Source organism: Sphingomonas sp. AOB5 (genome assembly GCF_029433115.1).
Classification (GTDB): domain Bacteria; phylum Pseudomonadota; class Alphaproteobacteria; order Sphingomonadales; family Sphingomonadaceae; genus Sphingomonas.
In genome coordinates, this window is record NZ_JARNTV010000017.1 from 21,457 (window position 1) to 46,681 (window position 25,225).

The following is a 25,225-nucleotide window of genomic DNA, read 5'->3' on the forward strand; positions in this document are numbered from 1 at the left end:
CAGACACGCGCGCGTTGCACGCTCCGAAAAAGGGCCATCCGCATCGGTGGCGCTGACCGGAGAATGAGATGATCCGCCTGCCCCTTATCGCCTTCGTGCCGGCATTGGCGCTTGCCGCCTGCAATCAGGCCGAACAGACCACCGACAATGCGCTGGTCGATGTCGGCAACGCGACCGATGTGAACGACTCGGCCTTCGAAGACGGCACGCTGGTCGAGGATGCCGGGGACGGCGATACCGCGGCGGTGACCGTCGCCGCGGTCCCTGCCCCGGCGGCCGGCGCCTCCGCCGGCGAAAGCGCGCCTTTGGTCGAGGCCAGCGATATCGAAGCCGAGATCCGCGGCGGCAGCGGGATCGAGCGTATCCGCTATGGCGATGGCTGGGCCTGGCGCCGCGAGGGCCGCATCGTCCGCACTGCCGATCGCGACGGCGGCAATGTCGCCTATTTCCGTCGCGGCGAGGATCGCCCCTTCTTCGTCCAGCGCGGCGACCGTTCCTATGCCTATCAGGGCGACAAGCCGGTCCGCGAGTTCGACCGCGACGGCCGCGCCCGTACGCCCGACGCGGATCGCACGCGCGAGGCAGTGGAAGCGTCGCGCGATGCCGGCGAGCGCCGCAATCGCGCCGAGAATGCCCGGAACCGTGCCGGATCCGGGGACCGCGACGATCGCGGCCCGCGCCGTCCCGGTGCCACGCCATCGCCCAGCCCCACCCCTTCGGCTTCGCCCACGCCGCGCGGGCGTGACGGGCGGGAAGGACGACCCGACTGGAAGGACAATCGCCCCACGCCCTCGCCCCAGTCCGGCGACCGTCCGCGCCGCGACCGGGAGGAGTGAGCCTTTCGGGAAGGATTGCTTCGTCATCGATCCACGCTAACGTTGACCGATGAAAGCCGTTCTTCCCGCGCTCGCCCGCCCGCTGCTCGAGCCCCATCTTCCCGCCGAAATTCAGGTTAGCTGGTTCACCAGCCGGGAAGAAGCCATGGCCATGGTGCCGGATGCCGAGATCGGCTGGCTCGACATGAACAAGTCCGCCGACTGGGCCGCGGCGGTCGCCGCCGGTACGAATCTAAAATGGCTTTCGACCATCTATGCCGGCCTCGACGCGCTCGACACCGGGCTGCTGCGCGAGCGCGGGACCCGCGTTACCAATGGCAGTGGCGTCAACGCCCATGCCGTCGCCGAATATGCGGTGATGGGCGCGCTGGTCGCCGCCAAACGCTATGACGAAGTGCTTCGCGCAGCCGACCGGCAGGAATGGCCGATGGATGCGCCGGGCAAGCAGGAGCTGTTCGAAGCCGAAGCACTGATCATCGGCTATGGCGCGATCGGCAAGCTGATCGGCCAGTATCTGAAAGGCTTCGGCACCAATGTGACTGCGGTCACTCGTTCTGGATCCGACGGTTCGCTCACGCCGGACGAGTGGCGCGAGCGGATCGGCAGCTATGACTGGATCTTCCTCGCCGCCCCATCGACCAGCGAGAGCAAGGCGATGATCGGCGCGGACGAGCTGGCCGCGATGAAACCGAGCGCGTGGATCGTGAATGTCGGCCGCGGCGACCTGATCGATCAGGATGCACTGATCGAGGCGCTGACCAAGCGGCGGATCGGCGGTGCGTTCCTCGACACCGTCACACCCGAGCCGTTGCCGCCTGAGCATCCGCTGTGGCGCGCGCCCAATTCGATCCATTCGATGCATCTGTCGGGCCGCAGCCAGACCCGCATGTTCCTGCGCGCCGGCGCGCTGTTCGTCGAGAACCTCAAGGCTTATGTCGAGGGCCGGCCGATGAAGAACGAGGTCGATCTGGAAGCGGGGTATTGATGCGTTTTCTGGTCTCCATTGCCGTTGCCCTGATCGCTGCGACGCCCGCGGTGGCGCAGCGCATCGATACGCGGCGGATCGATATCCGCGAGATGACATCGAGCACATTGTGCACCTTCAACGCCTATCGTGAGCTGACACTCGTGGACGCCAGCAAGGAGGGCAGGACGAGCGTCGCGCGCTGGAAGGCGCCGAGCGAGATCGGCGACCCGCGCCCGGCGCATCTCGAAGCAATCTTCACCGCATCGAAGGGGCGCTGGTCCGACGCGCCGTTCCTCGGCATCGCCTTCATCGTCGATGGCGACGAGGCGCTATCCAAAACATCTGTCTCGGGCGCCCGCGCGGTGATCGACGAGGAAGCGCCGGTCGATCTGCTCTACCATGCGAGCGGCGAGCGGATGACCTTTCCGGTCGGCGGAGACCCGGGCGGGTTCGGGCGGCAGTTGATCGACGGCGACACCGTGCGGCTGGAAGTCCTTGGCAAAGACGGTGCGGTGATCCGCAGCTATCGCTGGAACGTCAAAAGGTTCGACGAGGTGGTGGAGGTGGTCTCAATCGTCGGCTGGAGTTGCACCTCGCCATAACTCCGCGGTCAGCATTTACCCTTGCGGGGTGACAAAAGTCACAAGAGTCACACTGGCATAGCGTAGCGGAATTTGTGACTCTTCGGTCCGGGGTTTTACCCGATCGAGGAAAATCCTCTGCGTTCGTGGTCATGTCAAAGAGCGGCCGGGCGCTGACCCGACGCGCCGAGTGCAGCAGCCGAAATCCTACATTTCAAGTCGTGCCAGCCATCGCCGCGCTTGCATCCGCGCAGCCAATATAATAGCTAGCCATATGGCTAACCAATCCCTTCCCATCGAGCCGATGTTCGCGGCGCTGGGCGATCCGACGCGGCTTTCGGTGGTCGAGCGGCTCGGTCGCGGCCCGGCAAGCGTCAGCGATCTTGCCGGCAACTATGCGATGGCCCTGCCCAGCTTCCTCAAGCATCTGAAGCAGCTTGAGGCGAGCGGGCTGATCCGCACCGAGAAGCAGGGCCGTGTCCGCACCTGCACGCTCGAGCCGCTGGCGCTCACCGCGGTGGACCGCTGGATCGCCGAACGCCGCCGCGACGCTTCGGCCCGGCTCGACCGGCTCGGCGCCTATCTCGATCGACAGGAGACCTGAAATGGCTGGCCCCGACGCCGTGCATGACAGCTTCACGCTGGAACGCATCTATCCCACCGCCACCCCTGCCCGCACCTTCGCCGCCTGGTCGACCGAGGCCGGGAGGTCGGCATGGTTCTCCACGCCGAACAACGAGCTTTGGGACATGACCGACCGCCATTTCGATTTCCGCATCGGCGGCAGCGAAGTGCTGGAGGGCCGGTGGAAGAGCGGCGTCGTATCGCGCTTCGACGCGACCTATCACGACATCGTCCCCGACCGGCGCATCGTCTATGCCTATCGCATGCGGATCGACGGCAAGCCGATCTCGGTCAACCTCGCCTGTGTCGAGTTCCACCCGCATGACGACGGCACGCGGCTCGTGCTGACCGAGCATGGCATCTATCTCGACGGGTTCGAAGATGGTGGCGGGCGGGCGCATGGCACGGGCGAGCTACTCGACCGGCTGGGCGTGGCGCTGGGTGTCGCGCGGCCGGACGGCACGCCCGAATGGGAAGCCTGCCACTAGAGCAAGATGAGATGAGGTGGGATCACTTCTCCACCCGTTCGTTTCGAGCGAAGTCGAGAAACATTGACTGACGGCTGCGGGGCGGTTTCTCGACTTCGCTTGAAACGAACGGATCAGGTTTACGCCATCGCGCTCTAACGGCTCCGCCGCTTACCCCTTTCGCGGATCGAACCCGCCTACGACCGCATCGATCTCGGAATCGTCGAGCGAGATCTGGCCATCGAGGATCAGCAGCGCGAGGCCGTGGACCAGTGCCCATGCCTTGAGCGCAGTCACGCGCGCCTTGGCTTCGCTGCCCGAGAGACGCTCGGCATTTTCGCGCAGCAGCGCCGCGGCGTCATTGTCCGGCGTATCCCAGCCGCCCGGCACCCATTTCGGGGCCTCGCAGCCACCGCTGGCCGAAAAGGCCAGCCGGAACAGCGCCGGATTGGCGATGGCGAAGCGGACATAGGCCGCGCCGGTCGCCGCGAAACCCGCATCGCCGCCGCCCACAGCCTCCGACGCCGCGCGTTGCGCCGCGCCGAGCTGACGTAGCCCCTCCTGCGCGAGGGCGGCCAGGAACGCGCCCTTGTCGGGGAAATGGCGATAGACAGCGGTGGCGCTGACCCCCACCGCGCGCGCGACTTCGCGCAGCCCGAGTTCGTCGGCTGAGCGCTCCGCGAGCAGCCCCAGACCGGCCTCGATCAGCGCCGCGCGCAGATCGCCATGATGATATTTCTTCGGTTCGGCATTCGACATGTTGACACTGTTACCATCAAGGGTATGTATACATCGTCAACATCTAGCCCGGAGTCGGCAAATGGCAAGCACGATCGAGACCGCAATCCGCTCGGCAGTGACCGGCGGCGTGATGACGCTGGCGAAGGTCAACCGCGCCCTCGCGTCGAACAGGCCCAACCCCTTCACCCAGGGCATCCACACCCCGATGGCGGCCGAACTGACGCTCGAGGATCTGCCCGTCACCGGCACCATCCCGGCGCAGCTCGATGGCCGCTATCTCCGCATCGGGCCGAACCCGATCGATCCCCAGCCCGGCGGCCACTGGTTCACCGGCGACGGCATGGTCCATGGCCTGCGCATCGAGGGCGGCAAGGCGCTGTGGTACCGCAACCGCTGGACCCGCTCGGCCGATGTGTCGCAGGCGCTCGGCGAGGCGCCGATCCCCTCGCCGCGCGGCGACACCAGCATCGTCAACACCAACGTTCTCGGTCATGCCGGGCGGACCTGGGCGCTGACCGAAGCCGGCGTCGCCCCGATCGAGCTGGGTGAGACGCTGGAGAGCATCGCCTACAATGCGTTCGACGGCACGCTGCAGCACAGCTTCACCGCGCATCCGCATCTCGATCCGCTGACCGGCGAACTCCACGCGATCTGCTACAAGGGTACCGAGCAGAACAAGGTCTGGCACACCGTCGTCACCGCCGAAGGCGAGGTCCGCCGCGAAGAGCCGATCGCGGTCGAGCACGGCCCCTCGATCCACGACTGCGCGATCACCGCGCGCTACGTCATCGTCCTCGATCTCCCCGTCACTTTCTCGATGCGCGCCCTGATCGGCGGCGCGCGCTTCCCTTATAAATGGAACCCGCAGCACCGGGCCCGCGTCGGTCTGCTACCGCGCGAAGGCCGGGGCGACGAGATCATCTGGTGCGATGTCGACCCCTGCTACGTGTTCCATGTCGCCAATGCCTATGACGCGCCCGACGGTACGGTCATCCTCGATGTCGCCGCGCACACCAGCATGTTCGCCGAGAGCGCGGTCGGCCCGGATTCGCCGCACAGCGCGTTCGAGCGCTGGACGATCGTTCCGGCCGCTGGTCGCGTCACCCGCACGGTGGTCGACGACAATCCGCAGGAATTCCCCCGCCCCGACGAGCGGCTTTTCGGCCAGCCCTATCGCTATGCCTATGCGATGGCGCTGAACGAGGGCACGACCTTCCTGCCCGCCAGCCACCTGATCAAGCATGACCTGAAGACCGGCACGCGGCAGATCCACGAGTTCGGCGCGGACCGCTATCCCGGCGAGTTCGTCTTCGTCCCCGCCCATGCGGATGCGGGCGAGGACGAAGGCTGGCTGATCGGGCTGGTGGTCAACTACCCCGCCGAGACCACCGATCTGGTGATCATCGACGCGGCCCGGTTCGAAGCCGAGCCGGTCGCCAGCGTCCGTATCCCGCATCGCGTCCCGCCCGGCTTCCACGGCAACTGGGTGGCGAGCGCCTGAACCTGCCCTACCCGGCCGGCGGGCAGATGCGCACGATCCGCAACAGCCGGTCGTGCCGTCCCCGGTCGGGCCACAGGATCGAGTTGCCCGCGCGCATGCCGAGCAGGGCCGTCCCGACCGGCGAGAGGATCGAGACGCGGTCCGCGGCGATATCGGCATCCTGCGGCCAGACGAGCTGCACGGTGCGGAGTGCACCATTGTTGTCGTCGATGAACTCCACCCGGCTGTTCATCGCCACCACGTCCGGCGGCATGCCCGCCGCCGGACAGGTTTCGGCGCGGTCGAGTTCGGCCAGCAGCATTGCTGCACGGCCGGGCCATTTGGGCTGGATCGCCAGCGCGAGCGCATAGAGCGCGTCGCATTCGCTATCGATGATGAGGATTGCGGGGCGGCTCTCGCCATCCCGCACAATTTCCGTGTTTTCCACGCGTGTTCGCTTTCACTGAAGTCAGGTGCGCCGCCGGATCGCGCTGACCCGCGGCAGGATATGTTCGTGAAAACCCCGGACCTCGCGGCAACAGCCAGCCGAGACCCGGGCTAGGCGCGCGCGGCGAGCTGCCCGGAATGGACGCGAAAGCGCAGAAAAATGGCGGTGGCGTCCATGCTGTAATGATGGGGACGCGTGCGCGCCCTGTCAAATTACCCAAATCAGGACAGTATCGATTTACCGGCTTGCCATCACTTACCCCTTATGGGTAAAGGCCGCGCATGACGACACTAGCAGGCACCAAGATCCGCCGCTTCCGCGAGGAACGCTCCCTTTCCCGAGCCGCATTCGGCGCGTGGTACGATACGCCCGGCTCGACCGTTCAGGGCTGGGAGGACGAAGGCAAGCGCGCCAATACGCAGGTGGTCAACCAGATCGCCGCGAACGGCATCGCGCATCATGCCGACTGGTATGTTCAGGTTCGCGCGGCGGACAATGACGCCAATGGCGAATGGAAGCCGTCGAGCTGGGCCGAGCCCGCGTTCAAGGCGCTCCAACTGCCCAATTATCCCGACAAAGGCGCACTCGACGCCGCCACCACGCAGCTTGCCTCCTATCCGCCGCTGGTGTTCGCAGGCGAGGCACGCAACCTCACCGCCGATCTGGCGCGGGTGGCAGAGGGCAAGGCGTTCCTGCTGCAGGGCGGCGACTGCGCCGAGAGCTTTGCCGAGTTCCACCCGAACAATATCCGCGACACGTTCCGCGTCATCCTGCAGATGGCGGTCGTCCTCACCTATGCGTCGAAGCTGCCGACGGTGAAGGTCGGCCGCATGGCGGGCCAGTTCGCCAAGCCGCGCTCGGCCGATACCGAGACGATCGATGGCATCGAGCTGCCCAGCTATCGCGGCGACAATGTCAACGGCATCGAGTTCACTGCCGCCGATCGCGTTCCCGATCCGCAGCGGATGATCCAGGGCTACAGCCAGTCGGCCGCGACGCTCAACCTGCTGCGCGCCTTCGCCAGCGGCGGTTATGCGAACCTGCATCAGGTCCATAAATGGACGCACGATTTCATGGGTCAGAGCCCGTGGTCGGACCGCTATGCCGAAATGGCGGGCCGGATCGGCGAAGCGCTGGACTTCATGCAGGCCTGCGGCATCGATGCCGACAGCGTGCCGCAGCTCAAGGCGACCGATTTCTACACCAGCCATGAAGCGCTGCTGCTCCCGTACGAGCAGGCGCTGACCCGGCAGGACAGCCTGACCGGCGACTGGTACGACACCAGCGCGCATATGCTGTGGATCGGCGATCGCACCCGCTTCGAAGGGTCGGCGCATGTCGAGTTCCTGCGCGGCATCGGCAATCCGATCGGGATGAAGTGCGGCCCGACGCTCGAGCCGGAAGCGCTGTTGCGCCTGCTCGACACGCTGAACCCGCATCGCATTCCGGGCCGCATGACGCTGATCACCCGCTATGGCCATGACAAGATCGAGGCGGGGCTTCCCAAGCTGGTCCGCGCGGTCAAGGCCGAGGGGCATCCGGTGGTGTGGAGCTGCGACCCGATGCACGGCAACGTGATCAAGGCCGCCAATGGCTACAAGACGCGGCCGTTCGAACGCATCCTGGCCGAAGTTCGAGGCTTCTTCGCAGTCCATCGCGCGGAGGGCACCTTTGCGGGCGGCATCCATGCCGAGATGACCGGCCAGAACGTCACCGAATGCACCGGCGGCGCGGTCGATATCACCGAACATGGCTTGGCCGACCGCTACCACACCCATTGCGACCCGCGCCTGAATGCCGGTCAGTCGCTGGAACTGGCGTTCCTGCTGGCGGAGATGCTCAACGCGGAAATGGCGGAGCGACGCAAGGCTGCGGCTTGACGCTCGCCCCATCCGCCCCTAGTAGCCCGCTTCCGCGCAAGCACGGCCCCTTCGTCTAGCGGTCAGGACGTCGCCCTCTCACGGCGAAAACACGAGTTCGATTCTCGTAGGGGTCACCAGCGGACTCGAAATCATGCGGGGCATGATTTCGGCCGCGGTGACGGGAGCGAGGCTCCCTCACGCCAGAACAGCAGCAGCAAGGGTGGCGACGCCGCCGAGCGCCGATCTTGCCGGCCTGCTCACTCGTCCAAAAGACGCCGCAACAGCAGTTTCATTGCCTCCGCCTGATCGGCCGTAAGCCCGGCAATCGCGTCTGTCGCCAGCGCGAACCTCTGGTCGATCAGTTGCTCGACAAGATCATATCCCGCCGGGGTCAGTCTGGCCGACAAGCGCCGGCGGTCGTCCGGATCTGCGGAGCGCGAGACGAGCCCGGCCGCTTCCAGCCGGCGCAGGCAAGCGGTCATCGCTCCGGACGTGAGCACCACGTTGCGCTGCAATTCGCTCGGCGCCTGCTCATAGGGCGCGCCCGATCGGCGCAGCGTCGCGAGGACATCGAAATCCGAATAGGCCAGACCGTAAGGCTGCAGCAGCCGCGCGACCTCGCTTTCGTAAATATGACCCAGCCTGATGATACGGCCGACCACGTGCATCGCATCGGGCTTTGTTCGAGGACGCTCCGTTCGCCAATCGCCGACGAGATTGTCGATAACGTCGGGAGGGCGGCGCTCTGTCACCCGTTCGATATAGCGCCGCGCAGCACTCCAAGGAAGCCTTGACATAAAGTATCTTTATATGAAGATATCTGTGTATTGTCGCATATGGATCGGTACCCCGCTGCCGGCGTCTCAGGGAGAATAGGAATGTTCAGGTCGATGTTCGAAGCGGGAATGCTCGCATCGATTCTGGCCGCTTCCTGCGCGGCCACGCCGGCCGAGGCGCAGTCGAAGCGGAAGACCAGCAGCACCGTGTCTCCCGTACGAAACGACCGTGCGCTGCCGGCCAGGGTCGCAACCTATATGCAGGCCGCCGTGCGCAACGATCAGTTCACCGGTGCCATCCTTGTCGCAAGGAATGGCGTGCCGATCGTCAATACGGCCTATGGCATGGCCAGCTACGAGCTGGGGGTGCCGAACACGCCCCGAACCGTCTTCAACATCGCCTCGATCACGAAGCAGTTCACCGCGATGGCGATCATGCAACTGAGCGAACGCGGCAAGCTGAACGTCGGCGACTCGATCTGCGACTATCTGAGCAATTGTCCGGCGGCGTGGAAGCCGATCACGATCCGCAACCTGCTGACCCACAGCTCGGGCATTCCGAACGCATCGAGGCTGCCCGATTGGGACGAGAGCCTGAGCATGAGGCGCTATCGTCCCGAGGAATTCGTCGATCTGTTCCGCCGATTGCCGCTGCGGTTCGCGCCGGGCGAGAAATCCGCCTATTCGAACTCCGGCTATTTCCTGCTGGGGCTTATCATCGAGCGCGCCTCCGGCATGCCCTATGGCGAGTATCTGAAAGCGAACATCTTCGCGCCGCTCGGCATGACGCACTCCCGGCACAACGATAACCGGGCCGTGATTCCGGGTGCTGCGACGGGCTATTACTCCAGGGGAACCAACTTCATCACCGCCACCTATGTCGATCCGTCGACCAGCCTGGGCGATGGCGGCATGGTATCGACCACCGGGGACCTCCTGCGCTGGGATCAGGCGCTGTATTCGGAGAAGCTGGTGTCCCGCGCGTCGCTCGACGCCATCTTCACTCCGTACAAGGATGGCTATGGCTATGGCTGGGAGATCGGCACCCGCTTCGGCAGAAAGACGATCAGCCATTCGGGAAGCGATGCCGGCTTTTCGTCGTTCATCCTGCGCGTTCCGGACGAGCGCCTGACGGTCATCATTCTCGGCAATGGCGACAGGATGTCTGCAGCGAGAGCGGCCTATGGCCTTATGGCCATCGTCCTGGGCGAAACCTACAAGATCCCTGCGCCGCAACTTGTCGATATGTTGTGGAACACGATCTCGCAACGCGGCGTCGATGCGGCCATCGCGCAATATCGTCAGCTTCGCAGCGCAAACGCCGCGGACTATAATTTCGGCGAAGAGACGCTGCTGGATCTCGGCTATGCGCTGATCGATGCGCGCGAGCTGGATAAAGCCGAAGCGATCTTCAAACTGAACATCGAGATGTTTCCGAAGGCACCGTATAATTATGACGGCCTGGGCGATGTCGCCGACCGCAGAGGAGACCGGAAAGCCGCAATCGCGCATTTCGAACGATCGCTGGCGATGGACCCGACCAACACCTATGCGAGTGACGCCCTGAAACGCTTGTCGCGCTAGCCCCTCCCCTCAGATCAACCCTCTCCGGATCGCGATCACCGCGGCGTGGATCTTGTTCGCCGCGGACAGCTTGCGCACCGCGTTGACGAGGTGGAATTCCACGGTCCGCTGGCTGCGATCCATGATGATCGCGGTCTCCCACGCAGTCTTGCCCACGCTCACCCAGCTAAGGCACTCCAGTTCCTTGCTGCTCAAATGCGCGTCCGGCTCCTCCTCGGCGATTTCGGCTTCGGCGGGGTCCGGCTGGCCGGCGGCCGGCGTAAGGCTGGGTTCGATAAGCCGGAATTCGCTGTTGTCGGTGATGCAGCCGACGGCCCGGCGATGCCCGGTCGCGGGATCGACCAGCAGGCACGCCACCGACCGTATCCATTTGAACGCGCCACCGGTCATGACGCGGAAATCGATATGATAGCGCTCGTCCCGCGCAATCATCGCCATGATCATGTCGGGATCTGCGTTGGTGGCGAGATCGGCATCGTCGGGATGGATATGCGGGCGAAACTCGGCGACGCTGCGGATCGAACCAAGCGGTAGTCCCACCAGCTCATACCATCGCGCGTCGCAGCTCAGCTGGCCTGAGTCGATGTCATAGTCCCACAAACCGACATCCAGAGCCTTCAGGCAGAGTTTCAGGTTCTCGTAATGACCTCGTTCCAGCGCGTCTCTGATTGGCATCAAAGCTTCTCTTACTCTCGTGCGACCGGAGCCTGAAACTCTCCCTGGCTCCGAGGGTATTCGATCCGTTTGCGGTGCCGTTCCTCCCGACTGATCCTGTGGGTTACCGCTCAGTGCTACGCTCATAACGGCATGGCGCAAGCCCTCGTAAATTTACGAGTTTTGCGAACCTCCACGCAGCAACATGCTTCGTTCGCCCCGGATCGCCGGCTTCGCTGGCGGCAGGGCGCGTATGAAGGTGAAATGGCCAATGCAACCGGCGGAAGAGCGCGAAGACGGCCTGGCAGCGGAACGTGCAAACAAGCCGGCGCCGCTCTCACTCCACCAGATCGCCACCCTGTCCGGCGAGGAGCTGATCCTGCGATACGGCAGGGGCGTTCAGCAGCAGTTGATCGACATGATCGTCATCGCCATCCGCCACGGCGAGGACGATGAAGTGAAGGCGATCGACGGCCGTTTGCGCGAGGTCGAGGCGCTTCTGACGCGCTGAACCGCAACACTGTGTCGGGACGGGTACGGTCCCCAGCCCATCCCGGCACAGTCATCGTGCAGATTTATGCAAATATGTCATGACATGTTCATAAGTCTGTGGATAACTTGCATCCATGTCCCAGCGGATCGATCATGCACTGGCACTTGAGGCACGCGCGGCAGCGGCATCTTCGCTCGCCGAGGCGCAGTCGCTTCAGCACGCCGCCAATCGCCTGCGCAGCGGCGGCGGGCATGGCGAATTCTACCTGCGCTGGGCCCGCCTGCCGCTGTTCCGCAACTAGGGCGAAGCGCTTCCCTTTCCGCGATATTGCCTGCGCCCCTGCGCGCGTGGCATACTCGGTCTTCGAACAAGACGAAGGAGAGGATCATGGCCACTGCACTGCAGACCCGGCCCACCATGTCGGAAGCCGAGGCAGAGGCGCGGCAACAGCTCGCCGCCTGCTACCGCGTGTTCGACATGCTCGGCTGGTCCGAGATGATCTACAACCACATCACACTGAAGATTCCGGGTGAGGAAGGCGCGTTCCTGATCAATCCGTTCGGGCTGCATTTCAGCGAGGTGAAGGCGTCGAACCTCGTCAAGATCGACATCGACGGCAACAAGCTGGACGACAGCCCTTATCCGGTGAACCGCGCGGGCTTCGTCCAGCATGCGCTGTTCCACCGGCATCTGCCCGACGCGCATTGCATCGCGCATACCCACACCACGGCGGGCATGGCGGTGAGCAGCGTCGAGGGCGGCCTGCGCCCGGTCAATTTCTATGCGTGCAACTTCATCGGCCAGATCGCCTATCACGACTTCGAAGGCGTGACGGTGCGCGACGAGGAAGGCGAGCGGCTGCTGGCGAACCTTGGCGACAAGCGGATGATGCTGCTGCGCAATCACGGGATCCTGGTGATGGGCCGCAGCGTACCCGAGGCGTTCGTGAAGCATTGGGCGCTGCAACGCGCCTGCGAGATCCAGATCGCCACGGCCAGCATGGGCGCCCCTCTGGTGGTGCCGGACGAGGTCGTCGCGGTGCACCAGCGCGACCTGCACATGGCGCAGGTCCCGGGCGGCCCGGGCGCGGCGGACTTCGCGGCGATGGTGCGGCTGGTGGACCGGACGGACAAGAGCTGGCGGGATTGAGTCTTGTCTCACGAGTGGAGCCAGCGGAAGGCGCTATTGCCGCTGGATCGGTGGTTGCGGGTATCGGGAGATACCGCCGCACAAGGCAAAGACTCTTTTCACGAAGGCGACAGGGTCATCCTGCGCCGGGTCGAATATAGCCGGTACGACAGCTCCCATGTCTATTGCTTCGAAACGGAGGATGGAGAGAGCAAGTTGTTCTGGCTTCACGACGATGTGCCGGCGACGCAGCTAACCGGCATTTTCACGTCCTGATCACCCAAACCGGTAGCCGCTCACCACCCAGCCCATCACCGTATCGCGATAGTCGCGCACCGCGGGACCGTCGCCGCCGGCGCCCAAAGCGACCATCAGCGGCAGCAGATGCTCCTCGCGCGGGTGCGAGAAATGGGCGTGGGGAAGCTGGTCCCAGGCCGAGACGCGTTCCGCCCGGCGCGCGGGATCGGGATCGGTCACCGCTGCGGTCAGCGCGGCATCCCATTCCTCCGAAGGGGCCGTCGCCGGCACGCCGCGGACGCGGAGGTTGTGGAAACTCATGCCGCTGCCAACGATCAGCACGCCCTCGTCGCGCAGCGGGGCGAGCGCCCTGCCCATCGCGATATGCGCGGCGGGATCGAGATCGTGGCGGAGCGAAAGCTGGGCCAGCGGGATATCCGCACCGGGCACCGCGACCTTCATCGGGATGAACACACCATGGTCCCATCCGCGCTCGCGCTCGATGCCGACGGGGAAGCCGGCGCCTTCGAGCAGTTCCTTCGCGCGCATCGCGACGTCAGGCGCGGACGGCGCATCCCAGCGCAGACGATAGGTATGTTCGGGAAAGCCGCCATAGTCGTACAGCAAGGGCTGGCCGGTGCCGGCATGGACCGTCGGCATCGCCTCTTCCCAATGGCCGGAGATCAGCAGGATCGCCTTCGGCCGCTCGGGCAGGCTGTCGATCAGCCCGGCGAGATAGGCTTCCATCGGCTGCCACATCGGATCGGGCGGTCCGCCATTCGGGTCCATGAAGAAGCAGGGGCCGCCGCCGTGCGGGATGAAAAGGGTCGGTTGGGTCATGGGTTGCATGTCGCCCTCCCCTCGCCGCGGCGCAACGCCCGGAATGGAAACGGCCCGTTTCCTTTTCTCCCCTTCCGCTTGCGGGAGGGGTCGGGGGAGGGCATGGTGCCTATATGGCTAGGATGAACAGGCCCTCCCCTAGCCCCTCCCGCAAGCGGGAGGGGAATTCGTGACTCGCTTCACCGTCAACGACAAGCCGGTCGAGTATAAGATGGACCCGCGCACGCCGTTGCTCTGGGCCCTTCGCGACGCGTCCAACCTGACCGGTACCAAATATGGCTGTGGCACCGGCGAATGCGGCGCGTGCACCGTCGATGTCGACGGCCAGCCGGTGCTGGCCTGTCAGGAATCGATCGCCTCGCTGGAGGGCAAGTTCGTCGTGACGATCGAGGGCCTTTCCGAGAATCGCAACCATCCGGTGCAACAGGCGTTCATCGCGGCCAATGTGCCGCAATGTGGCTATTGCATCCCCGGCGTGGTGATGGCGGCAGCGATCCTGCTGCGCGCCAATCGCTCGCCATCGGAGGAGGATATCAAGGCTGCGATCCCCAATATCTGCCGTTGCGGCATCTATCCGCGGCTGATCGATGCGATCGATCAGGCGGCCCGCATCGCGCGCGGCGAGCAGAGCACGCCCGGCTTCGGAAATTAACAAAGCTTTCAATAGGCTGTCAGTGCAATTCAGCCTCACGACATTCTCGTTCACCTAAAAGGGCATCACAGAACACCGGCGTCATGCCGAGTGTCGGGAGACCAGAGGAATGTATAAGCCCATCATCGCGGCGCTGATTGCAGCAACGGCCCTGGTGCCGCCTGCTCTCGCGCAGGATCGTGGCCGCGGCGATCGCGGCGGCGAAGCGCGTCAGCGCTCGGACAGCGGCAACCAGGGCCAGCGCGGCCAGTGGCGCCAGCAGAATGAAAGCCGTCCGCAGGCACAGCAGGAGGCTCCGCGTCGTGAGTGGCGCCAGTCCCAGCCCCAGCAGACCCAGGCACCCCAGCAGCAGGCTCCGCAGCGCAGCAATGGCGACCGCGGCAACAATGGCGGCTGGAACCGTGGCCAGCAGGCCGCTCCGCAGCAGCAGGCAGCCCCGCAACAGGCCCCGCGCCCGTCGCAGCGCTGGCAGGGCAACCGCGGCAACGGCAACACCGGCGTCGCCGGCCCGCAGCAGGGCTCGCCGCGTCGGGACTGGAACGATAATCGCGGCCAGCAGGGCCAGACCCGCAACCAGCAGTTCCAGCGTCGCGACCGCGACAATGGCAACAACGGCGGCAACTGGTCGAACAACGGCAACCGCGGCAACGACAACCGTTACAACAACGGCGGTCGTGACCGGGACAATGACGGGCGCTGGAACAATGGCGGCCGCAACGACACCCGCTGGTCGAACAACTGGCGTCGTGACAGCCGCTACAACTGGCGCTCGTATCGCAATTCGAACCGCAACACCTATCGCCTGCCCCGCTATTATGCGCCGCGTGGCTATAATTACGGCTATAACCGCTTCTCGATCGGTCTGACGCTGGGCTCGATGCTCTACTCGTCGAACTACTGGATCGAGGATCCGTTCTACTACCGCCTGCCCCCGGCCTACGGCCCGTATCGCTGGGTGCGCTATTACAACGACGCGCTGCTGGTCGATATCCGCACCGGCATGGTCGTCGACGTCGAGTACGACATCTTCTGGTAAGCGGACGCGCTTGCTCGAGGAGGCACCGGAACCCGGTCGCGAAAGCGGCCGGGTTCTTGTCATTTCACGGGACCACGCCAAACTCTGAGTTATGGCCAGCGATCCGCATCTGACCGGCGAACCTTCCCGCAAACGTGCGATGGTCACCCGCATCGTCGAGACGCGGCTGGACGCCAATCCGCTGGCGCAGCGCATTCCGGTGCCCGGCGCCGCGATCTGGCACTATCCGGATTTCCTGAGCGCCGCGGAATGCGCCGCGCTGATCGGGCTGATCGATGCCGATCCCTTCCCCTCGAAACTGTACGAACCCGATCAGGACCCGGAATTCCGCACCAGTTCGACTTGTGACCTGAAGGCGGATCGGGTGCTCGCCATCGACGATCGCCTGTCGAACCTGCTCGGCATTCCGTATGAATATGGCGAAGGGCTTCAGGGGCAGCGCTATGCCCCGGGCCAGCAGTTCCGCGCGCATTGCGACTATTTCCGCGAGGGCCAGGCCCATTGGGAGTCGATCAGGGCACAGGGCGGGCACCGCACCTTCACCGCCATGGTCTATCTCAACCAGGTCGAGGGCGGCGGCGCGACCTTCTTCCCGCTCGCCGGCCTGCGCATCGCGCCGCGCCCGGGCCTGTTGATCGTGTGGAACAACATGATCGCGGACGGCCGCTTCAACTATCGCACGCTGCACGAGGGCGAGCGCGTGACCAGCGGCACCAAATATGTCGTCACCAAATGGTATCGCGAGGACCCGTGGAACCGCGCCTGGATCGCGCCGCAATGATCGCCGCCCCTTGCCTTCCGGCGCCCGCGCGGCAATTTGCAGCACGATGAGTCTGTTTTCCCGAAAGAAGGACCCGGTTCTCGCCGAGCGCGCCCGCGCCAGCAAGCTGGTGACCGATCGCCTCGAAGCGCTGCCCGGCGTTCGCCGCGCGCCGATCGAGGCTGCGCAAATGTATCTGTTCGAAAATTATCTGACCGATGACGAGTGCCAGCGGCTGATCGAGCTGATCGACCAGAATCGGCGCCGCTCCACCCTGCTCGCCACGCATGACGATCCGGAATTCCGCACCAGCGACAGTTGCGACCTCGATCGCTGGTCGCCCGATGTGATGCCGATCGACGAGCGGATCGCGCACCTGATCGGCGTGCCACCCGAACATGGCGAGACGCTGCAGGGCCAGCGCTATGCGCCGGGCCAGCAGTTCAAGGCGCATTGCGACTATTTCCATGAGACCGAGGATTACTGGCCGGCGATGCAGAAAAGCGGCGGCCAGCGCACCTGGACCGCCATGGCCTATCTCAACGATGTCGAGGAAGGCGGCGCCACCTGGTTCCCCCGCGCCGGCATCCGCATCGCGCCCAAGAAGGGCCTGTTGCTGCTGTGGAACAACATGCTGCCCGATGGCCGGTCGAACTATGACACCATGCATGAGGGCATGCGCGTGATCGCCGGAACCAAGTACATCGTCACCAAATGGTTCCGCGAACGCCCCTGGATCCGCACCCAGATCCAGACCTATTGAACGCAATCCTCCCCCGCCAGGGGGAGGTGTCAGCGCAGCTGACGGAGGGGGAGGCAAGCGACTCACTGGCTCTAGTGGTTCCGCCCCCTCCGTCGCCTTCGGCGCCACCTTCCCCCTGGCGGGGGAGGATTTGATTTCCGCCAGATACGCCCCCAAGGTCCCTCCGATGTCCATCGTCCTCAACGTCCAGCGATCGCTCTCCGGCCAGGCATGGCGCTGGCGGGGGCTGGCGGCGGATGCGCGCGATCCCGGTTTCGCGCCCGACGATCTCGTCACCCAGTTGCTGCTGACCCGCGGCTGCCCGCGCGAAGCGCTCGACGCGCATCGCTCGCCCAGCATCCGCGCCTTCATGCCCGATCCCTCGATCTTCCGCGACATGGACAAGGCCGCAGAGCGCCTCGCCGACGCCGTCGCGGCACAGGAGAAGGTCACGATCTTCGGCGATTATGACGTCGATGGCGCGACTTCGGCGGCGTTACTGATCCTGCTGCTGAGGGACCTCGGCCTCGAAGCGAAGCCCTATATCCCCGACCGGCTGATGGAAGGCTATGGCCCCTCGGGCGAAGCGCTGGTCCGCCTGCACGGCGAGGGCGCGTCGCTGATCGTCACCGTGGATTGCGGGGCGCAAGCGTTCGAGGCGCTGGAGATGGCGAGCGAAGCGGGTGTCGATGTGATCGTGTGCGATCACCACAAATGCGCCGCCGAGCTGCCGATCGCGCATGCGCTGGTCAATCCGAACCGGCTCGACGAGGATGAAGGCGCCGCGCACGGCCATCTCGCCGCGGTCGGCATGGCATGGCTGCTCGGCGCGGCGCTGATCAGGACGCTGCGTACTCGTGGCCACTTCGCCAACCGGCCCGAACCGCGCCTGCTCGACCTGCTCGATATCGTCGCGCTCGGCACCGTCGCCGATGTCGCCAGCCTGAAGGGGCTGAACCGCGCGTTCGTCGCACAGGGCCTCAAGGTCATGGCGCAGCGCCGCAATCTGGGCCTCAACGCGCTGATCGAGGCTTCGCGCCTCACGCGCGCGCCGACCGCAAGCGATCTCGGCTTTGCGCTCGGTCCGCGGATCAATGCCGGGGGACGCGTCGGCCGCTCCGATCTCGGCGTACGCCTGCTCACCACGCGCGATCCCGAAGAAGCCCGCGCCATCGCCGCCGAACTGAGCCTGCTCAACGAGGACCGCCGCGCAATCGAGGCCGAGGTCCAGCGCGAGGCCGCCGAACTGAGCGAACGCCAGTCCAATCGCGCCGTGGCGGTGATCGCCGGGCGCGGCTGGCATGCCGGGGTGATCGGCATCGTCGCAGGCCGGATCAAGGAGAAGCTCGGCCGCCCGGCGATCGTCATCGCGCTCGACGAGAACGGGATCGGCAAGGGATCGGGCCGCTCGATCCCCGGTGTAGACCTTGGCGCCGCGATTCTTGCTGCCAAGGATTCCGGGCTTCTCGTGGCCGGTGGCGGACATGCCATGGCGGCGGGCGTGACCCTGTCCGAAGACAAGTTGGAGGCCTTTGCCGACTTCCTCGAGGAGCGCCTGTCCGAGCGCGTGACCCAGGCAATGGGCGACCGCGCACTGCTGCTCGACGCCGTGGTCGCGCCGGGCGGGATCAACCCCGATCTGGTCAATGCGATGGAGGAAGGCGGCCCGTACGGCATGGGCTGGCCTGCCCCTCGCGTCGTTGCAGGGCCGGTCCGCGTGATCAAGGCCGATGTGGTCGGCAGCGGCGGCCATGTCCGGCTTGTCGTGGCAGGCGAGGATGGCCGCAGCCTCAAGGCCGTAGCCTTCCGTCAGGCCGATACCGAACTGGGCCAGGCGCTGCTCTCCGCGCCGCGACACCGCAAGCTGTGGCTCGCCGGCCGCGCGAAGATCGACGACTGGGGCAGCCGTCCTGCCGCCGAACTCCATATCGACGATGCCGCCTGGGCAGACTGAGCATGGCCGCGCCCGATCCGTTCGAACTTCTGGAACAGGTCGTGGATCAGACAAGCTTCCTCGCCTTTCTCGAAGCGCTGGAAGCCGATTTCCGTACCGGCGCATCGAACTGGCAGAATGATCGCGTCGATACCGTGATCGAGGCCGCCGCGGCATGGGGCCGCGCGACCGGTGCGCACTGGCATGCTACGGGCGACGGCAATGTCTGGCGCCGATGCGCGGAAATTCTCTACTGCGGCAAGATATACGAATAGAAGGCGCCGACAGCGCTTGACGAGCCGCGAGCCTTTCCGTAACGCGCGGCTCCACGCTTCGGCATGGCCCCTTCGTCTAGCGGTTAGGACGCGGCCCTTTCACGGCTGAAACACGGGTTCGATTCCCGTAGGGGTCACCATCTCCAAGCGGCTTCCACGCACAAATCCTTGAGTCGTTGATGACCGGATCGGCAACCGCCGTTCCGGCGCGGTGCGATTCCGCAGGTCGCCCTTTCAAGCGATCATCGCTCTCCCGGCGCCTGCGCAACGTTGCAATTTTATGTATTGTACTACTCTTATAACAAATATATTGTCCTATTCGTATAGCAATTAAAGCACCCTGCTCGCAGGGCGCAGAACAGCTCGATGGGGACGATGGAAGACCACACCTGCCTTTTGCCCACGGATGAATCCGTTCGGAAAGCGCAGGCTGGCCTGACCCTGTTCGACAAGCTTTGGGCCGGGCATCTGGTCGCGGCGATCGATGACGCGACGGATCTGATCCTGATCGATCGCATCCTGTTGCACGAGCGCACCGGCGCGGTTGCGCTGCGCGGGCTGGCCGAGGCCGGCCGCGCGGTGATGGCGCCGGATCAGGCGTTCGTGACGATGGACCATGTCGTCGATACGCTCCCTGGCCGATCGGACGCGACGCAGGTTCCCACCGGAACCGCCTTCATCACCGCCACCCGCGAAGCGGCGGCGCAGGCGGGCCTGACGGTCTTCGATCTGGGCGATCCCGATCAGGGCATCGGCCATGTCATTTCCCCCGAACTCGGCATTGTCCTGCCCGGCGCGACATTGGTCTGCCCGGATAGCCATACCTGTTCGCAGGGCGCGCTGGGCGCACTCGCCTGGGGCATCGGCTCGACCGCGGCCGAACATGCCCTCGCCACCTCGACGCTGCGCGTGAAGCGGCCGCGCACGATGCGCGTCACCGTCGATGGCGTGCTGGCGAGCGGCGTCACCGCCAAGGATCTCGCGTTGCATCTCCTCCACCGCCTCGGTGTCGCTGGCGGAGCCGGACATATCGTAGAATATGCCGGCTCCGCCATTACCGCTCTGGATGTCGAGGCGCGGCTGACGCTGTGCAACATGGCGACCGAGTTCGGCGCCTTTTCCGCGATCATCGCGCCGGACGAGAAGGTCTTCGATTATCTCAAGGGCCGTCGCTACGCCCCCGCCGGCGCGGACTGGGATGCGGCGCTGGCGTCATGGCGGCTGCTCCGCACCGACTCGGATGCGGTCTTCGATGCCGAGCACCGGGTCGATGCGGCCGATGTCGCGCCGATGATCAGCTGGGGCGTCAGCCCCCAGCAGTCGGTGGCGCTCGACGCAAGCGTGCCCGACTTCGCCGCGGTTGCGGAGCGCGATACGCGCGAACTCTATGACCGTGCGCTTGCCTATATGGACCTGGCGCCGGGCCGGTCCATGATCGGGTTGCCGATCGATGCGGCGTTCATCGGCTCTTGCACCAACAGCCGCATTTCGGACTTGCGCCGGGCGGCGGCGCTGCTGGAAGGCCGCAAGGTCGCTCCCGGCGTGACCGCGATCTGTGTTCCCGGATCGACCCGCGTTCGCGAACAGGCGCGGCGCGAGGGGCTGGATCGCATCTTCCTCGACGCCGGCTTCGAGTGGCGCGAATCCGGCTGCTCGATGTGTTTCTATGCCGGGGGCGAGAGCTTCGGCCTGCGGCAGCGCGTCGTCAGCTCGACCAACCGCAATTTCGAGAGCCGTCAGGGGCCCGAAACGCGCACCCATATCGCATCGCCCGAAACAGTTGCCGCATCCGCGGTGATGGGTGCGATCGCCGATCCTCGGACGCTGTCATCATGACGCCGTTCACCACCCTCACCGCGATCGCCGCGCCGCTGCTGCGCGACAATGTCGATACCGACGCGATCATCCCCTCGCGCGAGATGCGATCTGTCACCAAGACCGGGCTGGCCGACGGGCTGTTCGCGGGCTGGCGCTATGCCGAGGTGGGTTCGCGCGATCCCGATCCCGGCTTCATCCTCAACGATCCGCGCTTCGCCGCGGCGCAGATCCTGCTGTCCGGCGCCAATTTCGGCTGTGGATCGAGCCGCGAACATGCCGCATGGGCGCTGGCCGAATATGGCTTCCGCGTGGTGATCGCGGAATCGTTCAACCCGATCTTCCGCGGCAACTGCGTCAACAACGGCATCGTGCCCGTCACGCTGCCCGGCGAAGCCATCGGCGCGATCGCCGCATCGCTGGGCGACTGGCCCGCGGGCCGGCAGGTCACCGTAGATCTGCAGCGCTGCGCGATCACCATCGCGAAGGGCGATTGCTGGCAATTCGAAATCGATGGTGAGGCCCGGGCGATGCTGCTCGGCGGCATGGACGCGATCGAACTGACGCTCAGCCAGCGCGACGCGATCGAACAGGTGCGCGCTGCCGACCGGCTGCGCCGGCCATGGATCTATCTCAACCGACAAACCCAAGACCCCGCCAAGGGGCACACAGCTGCGTGATCAGGAACAAATAAAACATCATATTCAGTGGAGGTCGCTCGTCATGAAACTACGTAAAACCGGTTCGTTCCTCACTGTAATGTTGCTCGCCAGCGCGCCGCATTACGCATTTGCACAGTCGACCCCGGAGACCGCCGCTCCGGCGCAGGACGAGGCTGCAGAGCAGGATTACGGCCTCACCGAGATCACCGTGACTGCCCGGCGCGTGTCCGAGCGCCAGCAGACGACGCCGATCGCCGTCACGGCGCTGGGCGGAGAGATGCTGACGCAGCTCGCAACGTCGGACACGATCGACCTCTCGGGTCGCGCGCCCAACGTGCAGGTGATCCAGACCGGCGCTGGTGCAGGCGCCGCATCGGTCTTCATCCGCGGCATCGGCAACAACGCGCTGGGCTTCAACCTCGCCAATCCGGTCGGCGTCTATGTCGACGACGTCTATATGCCGCGCCTTCAGGGTTCACTGGTCGATCTGCTCGATCTGGAGCGGGTGGAGATCCTGCGCGGGCCGCAGGGCACGCTCTATGGCCGTGACTCGACGGTCGGCGCGCTGAAATATGTCAGCCGGGCGCCAAACCTGAACGAGGCCCATTTCCTCGGCCGCGCCGTGATCGGCAATTTCGACCGTCGCGACGTGCTGCTGGGTGCTTCGGTGCCGATCGTGCCGGGCGAGCTGGCGGTGAAGGTCGACCTCTCGTCGCGCAGCCAGACCGGTTACATGATCGGCGTCAACGCCGCGGGTGTGGACGATGGCCAGCGCGGCAACGGCATCGATCGCCAGAGCGGCCGCGTGTCGCTGCTGTGGCAGCCCAGCGCCGCCTGGTCGATCAACCTGTCCGCCGACATCAGCAACGACGATTCCGGATCGACCATCCCGACGCGCATCTCGTCGCCCAGCAACGGCACCTGCGCGCCCGCCGTCGCGGCCTGCATCGATCGCTTCGGATCGCCGTACAAGACCGGCATCAACGTCATGCCCGCGGGCTACGCCCATGCGTGGGGCACCAGCCTGCGCGTCGAATATGATGCGGGTCCGGTGGTCTTCAAATCGATCACTGCCTATCGCAATCTCGACTCGCTCGACGTGATCGACCAGACCCGCCTTCCCGGCGCCGGCGTGCTGCTGAAGGATCTCAAGCTGCAGGACCAGTTCTCGCAGGAACTGCAGATCTCGTCGAACACCGACAGCCGCTTCAGCTGGGTCGCCGGCCTCGTCTATTTCCACGAGAAGATCGACCACGACGCGAATCTCTACACCACCCACAATATCGACGATACGCAGACCGCGGACAGCTATGCCGCGTTCGCCAACCTCAATTACGAGCTGTTCGACGGCCTGCATGTCGAAGCCGGCGGCCGGATCAGCAAGGAGCGGCGCTCGATCGATCGCATCCTGTTCCCGATCGGCGGGTCCGCCGCTGCGCCGCTGACGACCGGGAGCGCGACGTTCAGCGAGTCCAAGGGCACGTACAAGTTCGGCATCGACTATGCGATCACGCCCGACGTGATGATCTATGCGTCGCACTCGACCGGATATCGTCCGGGCAGCTTCGCCAGCACCTATGGTTCGCAGGTGCCTCAGATCCTGCTGGGCCATACGGGCGCAGAAACCGCGATCAACAACGAGGTGGGCCTGAAGTCCGAATGGTTCAACCGGCGCCTTCGCGTGAACATCGCCGCGTTCGACACCAAGTACGACAATATGCAGACCCAGCTGACTGCCGTGCCGTACAACGTCACCGCGACCGACTTCAAATTCAAGGGTGTTGAAGTCGAGATGGAAGCGCGTCCGACGCGCGGCCTCTCGCTGTTCGCCAGCGGCGGATATCTCGATGCGCAGACGCTGTCCGGCAGCAACATCGGCAAGCGTCCGCGCCTGACGCCGGAGTTCCAGTTCTCGATCGGCGGCGAATATCGCTACACGCTGCCGACCGGGACCGAACTCTTCTTCAACATCAACAACGTCTACACCAGCGCCTATTCCACCGATCCGTCGAACGTCTCGTCGGCGCAGCAGAAGGGCTATTCGCTGCTCGGCGCGAATGTCGGGGTCGAGTTCGACGGCGGGAAATATCGCCTCGCGGTGGGCGGCAAGAACCTGACCGACGCGGTCTATTTCAACGGCACGTCGCTCAACGTGTCGAAGTATTACGGCATGCCGCGCACGGTGTATCTCGAACTGCAGGTGAAGCTATGACATCCGACCATGTCCTGATCGACATCGACACGATGCCGGCGGAGGATGATCCGCGTAATCCCGGCAAGCTGACCCAGCTCCTCCTTTCGCGGGAGGAGACGGGCGGCGGCGTGGTGCGGATCAGCTATTGGCCGGCCGGCTTCACCGAGAAGATCCGGGCGATGGCGACCAATGGCCACCGCCATTATCACCGCAGCGTCAACGAGCGGCACTATGTGCTCGGCGGCGACTGGACCGCACTCTACTGGCCGGACCCCGCAGGGGGTCCGGTTCCCACCCGGCTGACGCGGCACCATTATCTCGAGAACCCGCCGATGGCGTTGCACGGGATCGACCGCGACACCGGCCCGGAAACTGGCACCAAGTTCCTGGTATGGACCAGCGGCCCCGGCACCGACGTGCATGAGCCCGAGGCCGCGACCGAGAGCTTCGACGTCGAGTTCGAAGGCGAAGTGCCCAGCGAAGTGAACGGCAAGCCGATCCTGTTCAACGCGCAGGACGTTCCGTGGCAGCCGCATCCCTGGCAGTCGGGCTGGCTGGTGAAGGAATTGTCGCCGACGCAGGAAAACCTGCCCGGTGTCACGCTGGTCAACATCCCGGCTGGCGCCCGCGGGCCGGTCCGCGTGCCGTCCCCCGAGGGTCTCGTGCAACGCTGGTTGTTCCTCGTCTCGGGCGATCTTGCGCTCGAAGTGCGCGGCAAGGACGGCGTCACGCCGGCCGCGATCCGCGAGAACAACTTCCTCGCCTGGCGAGATCATGCCGAAGTGACCGGCGGGGATCGCGTCATCACCGAAGGCGGCTGCACCGCGATCTGCATCGGGCATGTGCTGGGCGACGAACCCGCACAGGCTGCTTGAAGGACCTGATCGAGATGGATTTCCATACGCTGGCGGTCGAACCCGCCACCCGTGAGAATTTCGCGCCCTATGGCGTGCTGGTCGGCGTCGACGAGACGGTCGGTTCGCGCACCGGGCAATTCTATGGCGACAAGGTCGAGTTGTGGGCGCCCGGCGGCTTCGTCAGCGACGAAGATACGCGGCTCAGCGTCGCCCGCATCCATGCGCGTGCGCCGCAGGTGATCTGGATGGAGCGGCACTTCAAGCACACCCAGACCTTCCTGCCGCTGGGCGGAAGCGACTTCATCGCGGTGCTCGGCGCGCCGACCGACACCAACGAACCCGATCCGGCCACGGTCCGCGCCTTCTATTTCGACGGCAAGGCGGGCGTGCAGCTGCACCTGGGCACCTGGCACGAATTCCCCTTCCCCGCCGGCGATCACGCCGATGTGGTCATCATCATCCGCGCGGAGACGCAGGAAAATCTGGAAGTGAAGGAGAATGACGAGGCGATCGGTGCCGATCTGGAGAAGCGCAATCTCGAGGTCCGGCTCGGTTACGGCTTCGACTATGAGCGCTGAGTC

At 65.2% G+C, this 25,225-nt stretch carries 27 protein-coding genes and 2 tRNA genes; 24 read left to right on the forward strand and 5 right to left on the reverse strand.

Going from position 1 to position 25,225, the window contains the following annotated elements; all coding sequences use genetic code 11:
* Positions 1–68: 68 nt before the first annotated feature.
* The 5 genes from P1X14_RS09655 (at position 69) to P1X14_RS09675 (ending at position 3,496) form a co-directional block, all read left to right on the forward strand.
* Positions 69–836 (forward strand): hypothetical protein, encoded by a 768-nt coding sequence (locus P1X14_RS09655; protein ID WP_277315135.1) that lies wholly within the window; start codon positions 69–71, stop codon positions 834–836.
* 49 nt (positions 837–885) lie between these two features.
* Positions 886–1,821, forward strand: a complete 936-nt coding sequence (locus tag P1X14_RS09660) for an NAD(P)-dependent oxidoreductase (RefSeq protein WP_277315136.1) — start codon at positions 886–888, stop codon at positions 1,819–1,821.
* Complete coding sequence (locus P1X14_RS09665; protein WP_277315137.1) at positions 1,821–2,405, forward strand: hypothetical protein; 585 nt, start codon at positions 1,821–1,823, stop codon at positions 2,403–2,405. The genes P1X14_RS09660 and P1X14_RS09665 overlap by 1 nt, the downstream gene beginning before the upstream one ends.
* Before the next feature lie 253 nt (positions 2,406–2,658).
* Positions 2,659–2,988 carry a metalloregulator ArsR/SmtB family transcription factor gene (locus tag P1X14_RS09670; protein ID WP_277315138.1) on the forward strand — a complete coding sequence of 110 codons (330 nt, stop codon included), beginning with the start codon at positions 2,659–2,661 and terminating at the stop codon, positions 2,986–2,988.
* Position 2,989: 1 nt separating this feature from the next.
* Positions 2,990–3,496, forward strand: coding sequence for an SRPBCC family protein (locus P1X14_RS09675; RefSeq protein ID WP_277315139.1), 507 nt, complete (start codon positions 2,990–2,992; stop codon positions 3,494–3,496).
* Between the two features lie 150 nt (positions 3,497–3,646).
* Here the strand turns inward: P1X14_RS09675 and P1X14_RS09680 are convergent, their stop codons facing one another.
* On the reverse strand, positions 3,647–4,234 hold the full coding sequence (locus P1X14_RS09680) for a TetR/AcrR family transcriptional regulator (RefSeq protein WP_277315140.1): 588 nt from the start codon (positions 4,232–4,234) through the stop codon (positions 3,647–3,649).
* A 61-nt stretch (positions 4,235–4,295) separates the two neighbouring features.
* On the opposite strand from P1X14_RS09680, the gene P1X14_RS09685 reads away from it, so the two are divergent.
* Positions 4,296–5,717 carry a carotenoid oxygenase family protein gene (locus P1X14_RS09685; RefSeq protein WP_277315141.1) on the forward strand — a complete coding sequence of 474 codons (1,422 nt, stop codon included), beginning with the start codon at positions 4,296–4,298 and terminating at the stop codon, positions 5,715–5,717.
* Positions 5,718–5,724: 7 nt separating this feature from the next.
* On the opposite strand, the gene rnk is transcribed toward P1X14_RS09685, so the two are convergent.
* On the reverse strand, positions 5,725–6,144 hold the full coding sequence (gene rnk, locus P1X14_RS09690; RefSeq protein ID WP_277315142.1) for a nucleoside diphosphate kinase regulator: 420 nt from the start codon (positions 6,142–6,144) through the stop codon (positions 5,725–5,727).
* A 281-nt stretch (positions 6,145–6,425) separates the two neighbouring features.
* On the opposite strand from rnk, the gene P1X14_RS09695 reads away from it, so the two are divergent.
* Both P1X14_RS09695 and P1X14_RS09700 read left to right on the forward strand, forming a co-directional pair.
* A complete protein-coding gene (locus P1X14_RS09695; RefSeq protein ID WP_277315143.1) occupies positions 6,426–8,024 on the forward strand; it encodes a 3-deoxy-7-phosphoheptulonate synthase class II in 1,599 nt (532 codons plus the stop codon).
* A gap of 44 nt (positions 8,025–8,068) precedes the next feature.
* Positions 8,069–8,143, forward strand: a tRNA-Glu gene (locus tag P1X14_RS09700).
* Positions 8,144–8,263: 120 nt separating this feature from the next.
* Here the strand turns inward: P1X14_RS09700 and P1X14_RS09705 are convergent.
* The gene (locus P1X14_RS09705; RefSeq protein WP_277315144.1) at positions 8,264–8,803 is read right to left on the reverse strand and encodes a MarR family transcriptional regulator; all 540 of its coding nucleotides are present in this window, start codon (positions 8,801–8,803) and stop codon (positions 8,264–8,266) included.
* A gap of 81 nt (positions 8,804–8,884) precedes the next feature.
* Between P1X14_RS09705 and P1X14_RS09710 the strand changes: the two genes are divergently transcribed.
* Positions 8,885–10,366: a serine hydrolase gene (locus P1X14_RS09710; RefSeq protein WP_277315145.1), complete on the forward strand. Its 1,482-nt coding sequence runs from the start codon at positions 8,885–8,887 to the stop codon at positions 10,364–10,366.
* Positions 10,367–10,375: 9 nt separating this feature from the next.
* Here P1X14_RS09710 and P1X14_RS09715 read toward each other — a convergent pair whose 3' ends face one another.
* The gene (locus P1X14_RS09715; protein WP_277315146.1) at positions 10,376–11,041 is read right to left on the reverse strand and encodes a LuxR C-terminal-related transcriptional regulator; all 666 of its coding nucleotides are present in this window, start codon (positions 11,039–11,041) and stop codon (positions 10,376–10,378) included.
* A gap of 184 nt (positions 11,042–11,225) precedes the next feature.
* On the opposite strand from P1X14_RS09715, the gene P1X14_RS09720 reads away from it, so the two are divergent.
* The 3 genes from P1X14_RS09720 to P1X14_RS09730 all read left to right on the forward strand — a co-directional run bounded on the left by P1X14_RS09720 (position 11,226) and on the right by P1X14_RS09730 (position 12,662).
* Positions 11,226–11,531 (forward strand): hypothetical protein, encoded by a 306-nt coding sequence (locus P1X14_RS09720; RefSeq protein ID WP_277315147.1) that lies wholly within the window; start codon positions 11,226–11,228, stop codon positions 11,529–11,531.
* Between the two features lie 115 nt (positions 11,532–11,646).
* Positions 11,647–11,814, forward strand: coding sequence for a hypothetical protein (locus P1X14_RS09725; protein ID WP_277315148.1), 168 nt, complete (start codon positions 11,647–11,649; stop codon positions 11,812–11,814).
* 86 nt (positions 11,815–11,900) lie between these two features.
* A complete protein-coding gene (locus P1X14_RS09730; RefSeq protein ID WP_277315149.1) occupies positions 11,901–12,662 on the forward strand; it encodes a class II aldolase/adducin family protein in 762 nt (253 codons plus the stop codon).
* A gap of 255 nt (positions 12,663–12,917) precedes the next feature.
* On the opposite strand, the gene P1X14_RS09735 is transcribed toward P1X14_RS09730, so the two are convergent.
* On the reverse strand, positions 12,918–13,718 hold the full coding sequence (locus P1X14_RS09735; protein WP_277315150.1) for a class III extradiol ring-cleavage dioxygenase: 801 nt from the start codon (positions 13,716–13,718) through the stop codon (positions 12,918–12,920).
* A gap of 169 nt (positions 13,719–13,887) precedes the next feature.
* Between P1X14_RS09735 and P1X14_RS09740 the strand changes: the two genes are divergently transcribed.
* From P1X14_RS09740 to P1X14_RS09795, 12 genes are all read left to right on the forward strand, one after another.
* Positions 13,888–14,370, forward strand: a complete 483-nt coding sequence (locus P1X14_RS09740) for a (2Fe-2S)-binding protein (protein WP_277315151.1) — start codon at positions 13,888–13,890, stop codon at positions 14,368–14,370.
* A 109-nt stretch (positions 14,371–14,479) separates the two neighbouring features.
* Positions 14,480–15,406, forward strand: coding sequence for an RcnB family protein (locus P1X14_RS09745; protein ID WP_277315152.1), 927 nt, complete (start codon positions 14,480–14,482; stop codon positions 15,404–15,406).
* A 91-nt stretch (positions 15,407–15,497) separates the two neighbouring features.
* Positions 15,498–16,187 carry a 2OG-Fe(II) oxygenase gene (locus P1X14_RS09750; RefSeq protein ID WP_277315154.1) on the forward strand — a complete coding sequence of 230 codons (690 nt, stop codon included), beginning with the start codon at positions 15,498–15,500 and terminating at the stop codon, positions 16,185–16,187.
* A 46-nt stretch (positions 16,188–16,233) separates the two neighbouring features.
* On the forward strand, positions 16,234–16,929 hold the full coding sequence (locus P1X14_RS09755; protein ID WP_277315156.1) for a 2OG-Fe(II) oxygenase: 696 nt from the start codon (positions 16,234–16,236) through the stop codon (positions 16,927–16,929).
* Positions 16,930–17,095: 166 nt separating this feature from the next.
* Positions 17,096–18,862 carry a single-stranded-DNA-specific exonuclease RecJ gene (recJ, locus tag P1X14_RS09760; protein ID WP_277315157.1) on the forward strand — a complete coding sequence of 589 codons (1,767 nt, stop codon included), beginning with the start codon at positions 17,096–17,098 and terminating at the stop codon, positions 18,860–18,862.
* A 2-nt stretch (positions 18,863–18,864) separates the two neighbouring features.
* Positions 18,865–19,116, forward strand: coding sequence for a hypothetical protein (locus P1X14_RS09765; RefSeq protein ID WP_277315159.1), 252 nt, complete (start codon positions 18,865–18,867; stop codon positions 19,114–19,116).
* A 65-nt stretch (positions 19,117–19,181) separates the two neighbouring features.
* Positions 19,182–19,256, forward strand: a tRNA-Glu gene (locus tag P1X14_RS09770).
* Positions 19,257–19,491: 235 nt separating this feature from the next.
* Entirely contained in the window at positions 19,492–20,952 is a 1,461-nt protein-coding gene (locus P1X14_RS09775) for a 3-isopropylmalate dehydratase large subunit (RefSeq protein ID WP_277315160.1), read from the forward strand.
* Complete coding sequence (leuD, locus tag P1X14_RS09780; RefSeq protein WP_277315161.1) at positions 20,949–21,611, forward strand: 3-isopropylmalate dehydratase small subunit; 663 nt, start codon at positions 20,949–20,951, stop codon at positions 21,609–21,611. Before P1X14_RS09775 ends, leuD begins: the two co-directional genes overlap by 4 nt.
* A gap of 43 nt (positions 21,612–21,654) precedes the next feature.
* Complete coding sequence (locus tag P1X14_RS09785; protein ID WP_277315162.1) at positions 21,655–23,805, forward strand: TonB-dependent receptor; 2,151 nt, start codon at positions 21,655–21,657, stop codon at positions 23,803–23,805.
* A complete protein-coding gene (locus tag P1X14_RS09790) occupies positions 23,802–24,662 on the forward strand; it encodes a hypothetical protein (RefSeq protein ID WP_277315163.1) in 861 nt (286 codons plus the stop codon). Before P1X14_RS09785 ends, P1X14_RS09790 begins: the two co-directional genes overlap by 4 nt.
* A complete protein-coding gene (locus P1X14_RS09795) occupies positions 24,659–25,222 on the forward strand; it encodes an ureidoglycolate lyase (protein WP_277315164.1) in 564 nt (187 codons plus the stop codon). Before P1X14_RS09790 ends, P1X14_RS09795 begins: the two co-directional genes overlap by 4 nt.
* Positions 25,223–25,225: the final 3 nt, after the last annotated feature.

Bases quoted from the DNA above. Each gene is read 5' to 3' on its own strand.
- P1X14_RS09715 (WP_277315146.1), bottom strand. From the start codon at position 11,041: ATGCCAATCAGAGACGCGCTGGAACGAGGTCATTACGAGAACCTGAAA.
- P1X14_RS09785 (WP_277315162.1), top strand. From the start codon at position 21,655: ATGAAACTACGTAAAACCGGTTCGTTCCTCACTGTAATGTTGCTCGCC.
- P1X14_RS09695 (WP_277315143.1), top strand. From the start codon at position 6,426: ATGACGACACTAGCAGGCACCAAGATCCGCCGCTTCCGCGAGGAACGC.
- P1X14_RS09705 (WP_277315144.1), bottom strand. From the start codon at position 8,803: ATGTCAAGGCTTCCTTGGAGTGCTGCGCGGCGCTATATCGAACGGGTG.
- P1X14_RS09685 (WP_277315141.1), top strand. From the start codon at position 4,296: ATGGCAAGCACGATCGAGACCGCAATCCGCTCGGCAGTGACCGGCGGC.
- P1X14_RS09655 (WP_277315135.1), top strand. From the start codon at position 69: ATGATCCGCCTGCCCCTTATCGCCTTCGTGCCGGCATTGGCGCTTGCC.
- P1X14_RS09680 (WP_277315140.1), bottom strand. From the start codon at position 4,234: ATGTCGAATGCCGAACCGAAGAAATATCATCATGGCGATCTGCGCGCG.
- P1X14_RS09730 (WP_277315149.1), top strand. From the start codon at position 11,901: ATGGCCACTGCACTGCAGACCCGGCCCACCATGTCGGAAGCCGAGGCA.
- P1X14_RS09675 (WP_277315139.1), top strand. From the start codon at position 2,990: ATGGCTGGCCCCGACGCCGTGCATGACAGCTTCACGCTGGAACGCATC.
- P1X14_RS09665 (WP_277315137.1), top strand. From the start codon at position 1,821: ATGCGTTTTCTGGTCTCCATTGCCGTTGCCCTGATCGCTGCGACGCCC.
- P1X14_RS09775 (WP_277315160.1), top strand. From the start codon at position 19,492: ATGGAAGACCACACCTGCCTTTTGCCCACGGATGAATCCGTTCGGAAA.
- P1X14_RS09710 (WP_277315145.1), top strand. From the start codon at position 8,885: ATGTTCAGGTCGATGTTCGAAGCGGGAATGCTCGCATCGATTCTGGCC.
- P1X14_RS09735 (WP_277315150.1), bottom strand. From the start codon at position 13,718: ATGACCCAACCGACCCTTTTCATCCCGCACGGCGGCGGCCCCTGCTTC.
- P1X14_RS09765 (WP_277315159.1), top strand. From the start codon at position 18,865: ATGGCCGCGCCCGATCCGTTCGAACTTCTGGAACAGGTCGTGGATCAG.
- P1X14_RS09745 (WP_277315152.1), top strand. From the start codon at position 14,480: ATGTATAAGCCCATCATCGCGGCGCTGATTGCAGCAACGGCCCTGGTG.
- P1X14_RS09660 (WP_277315136.1), top strand. From the start codon at position 886: ATGAAAGCCGTTCTTCCCGCGCTCGCCCGCCCGCTGCTCGAGCCCCAT.
- P1X14_RS09725 (WP_277315148.1), top strand. From the start codon at position 11,647: ATGTCCCAGCGGATCGATCATGCACTGGCACTTGAGGCACGCGCGGCA.
- P1X14_RS09755 (WP_277315156.1), top strand. From the start codon at position 16,234: ATGAGTCTGTTTTCCCGAAAGAAGGACCCGGTTCTCGCCGAGCGCGCC.
- P1X14_RS09750 (WP_277315154.1), top strand. From the start codon at position 15,498: ATGGCCAGCGATCCGCATCTGACCGGCGAACCTTCCCGCAAACGTGCG.
- leuD (WP_277315161.1), top strand. From the start codon at position 20,949: ATGACGCCGTTCACCACCCTCACCGCGATCGCCGCGCCGCTGCTGCGC.
- P1X14_RS09720 (WP_277315147.1), top strand. From the start codon at position 11,226: ATGCTTCGTTCGCCCCGGATCGCCGGCTTCGCTGGCGGCAGGGCGCGT.
- P1X14_RS09790 (WP_277315163.1), top strand. From the start codon at position 23,802: ATGACATCCGACCATGTCCTGATCGACATCGACACGATGCCGGCGGAG.
- P1X14_RS09670 (WP_277315138.1), top strand. From the start codon at position 2,659: ATGGCTAACCAATCCCTTCCCATCGAGCCGATGTTCGCGGCGCTGGGC.
- recJ (WP_277315157.1), top strand. From the start codon at position 17,096: ATGTCCATCGTCCTCAACGTCCAGCGATCGCTCTCCGGCCAGGCATGG.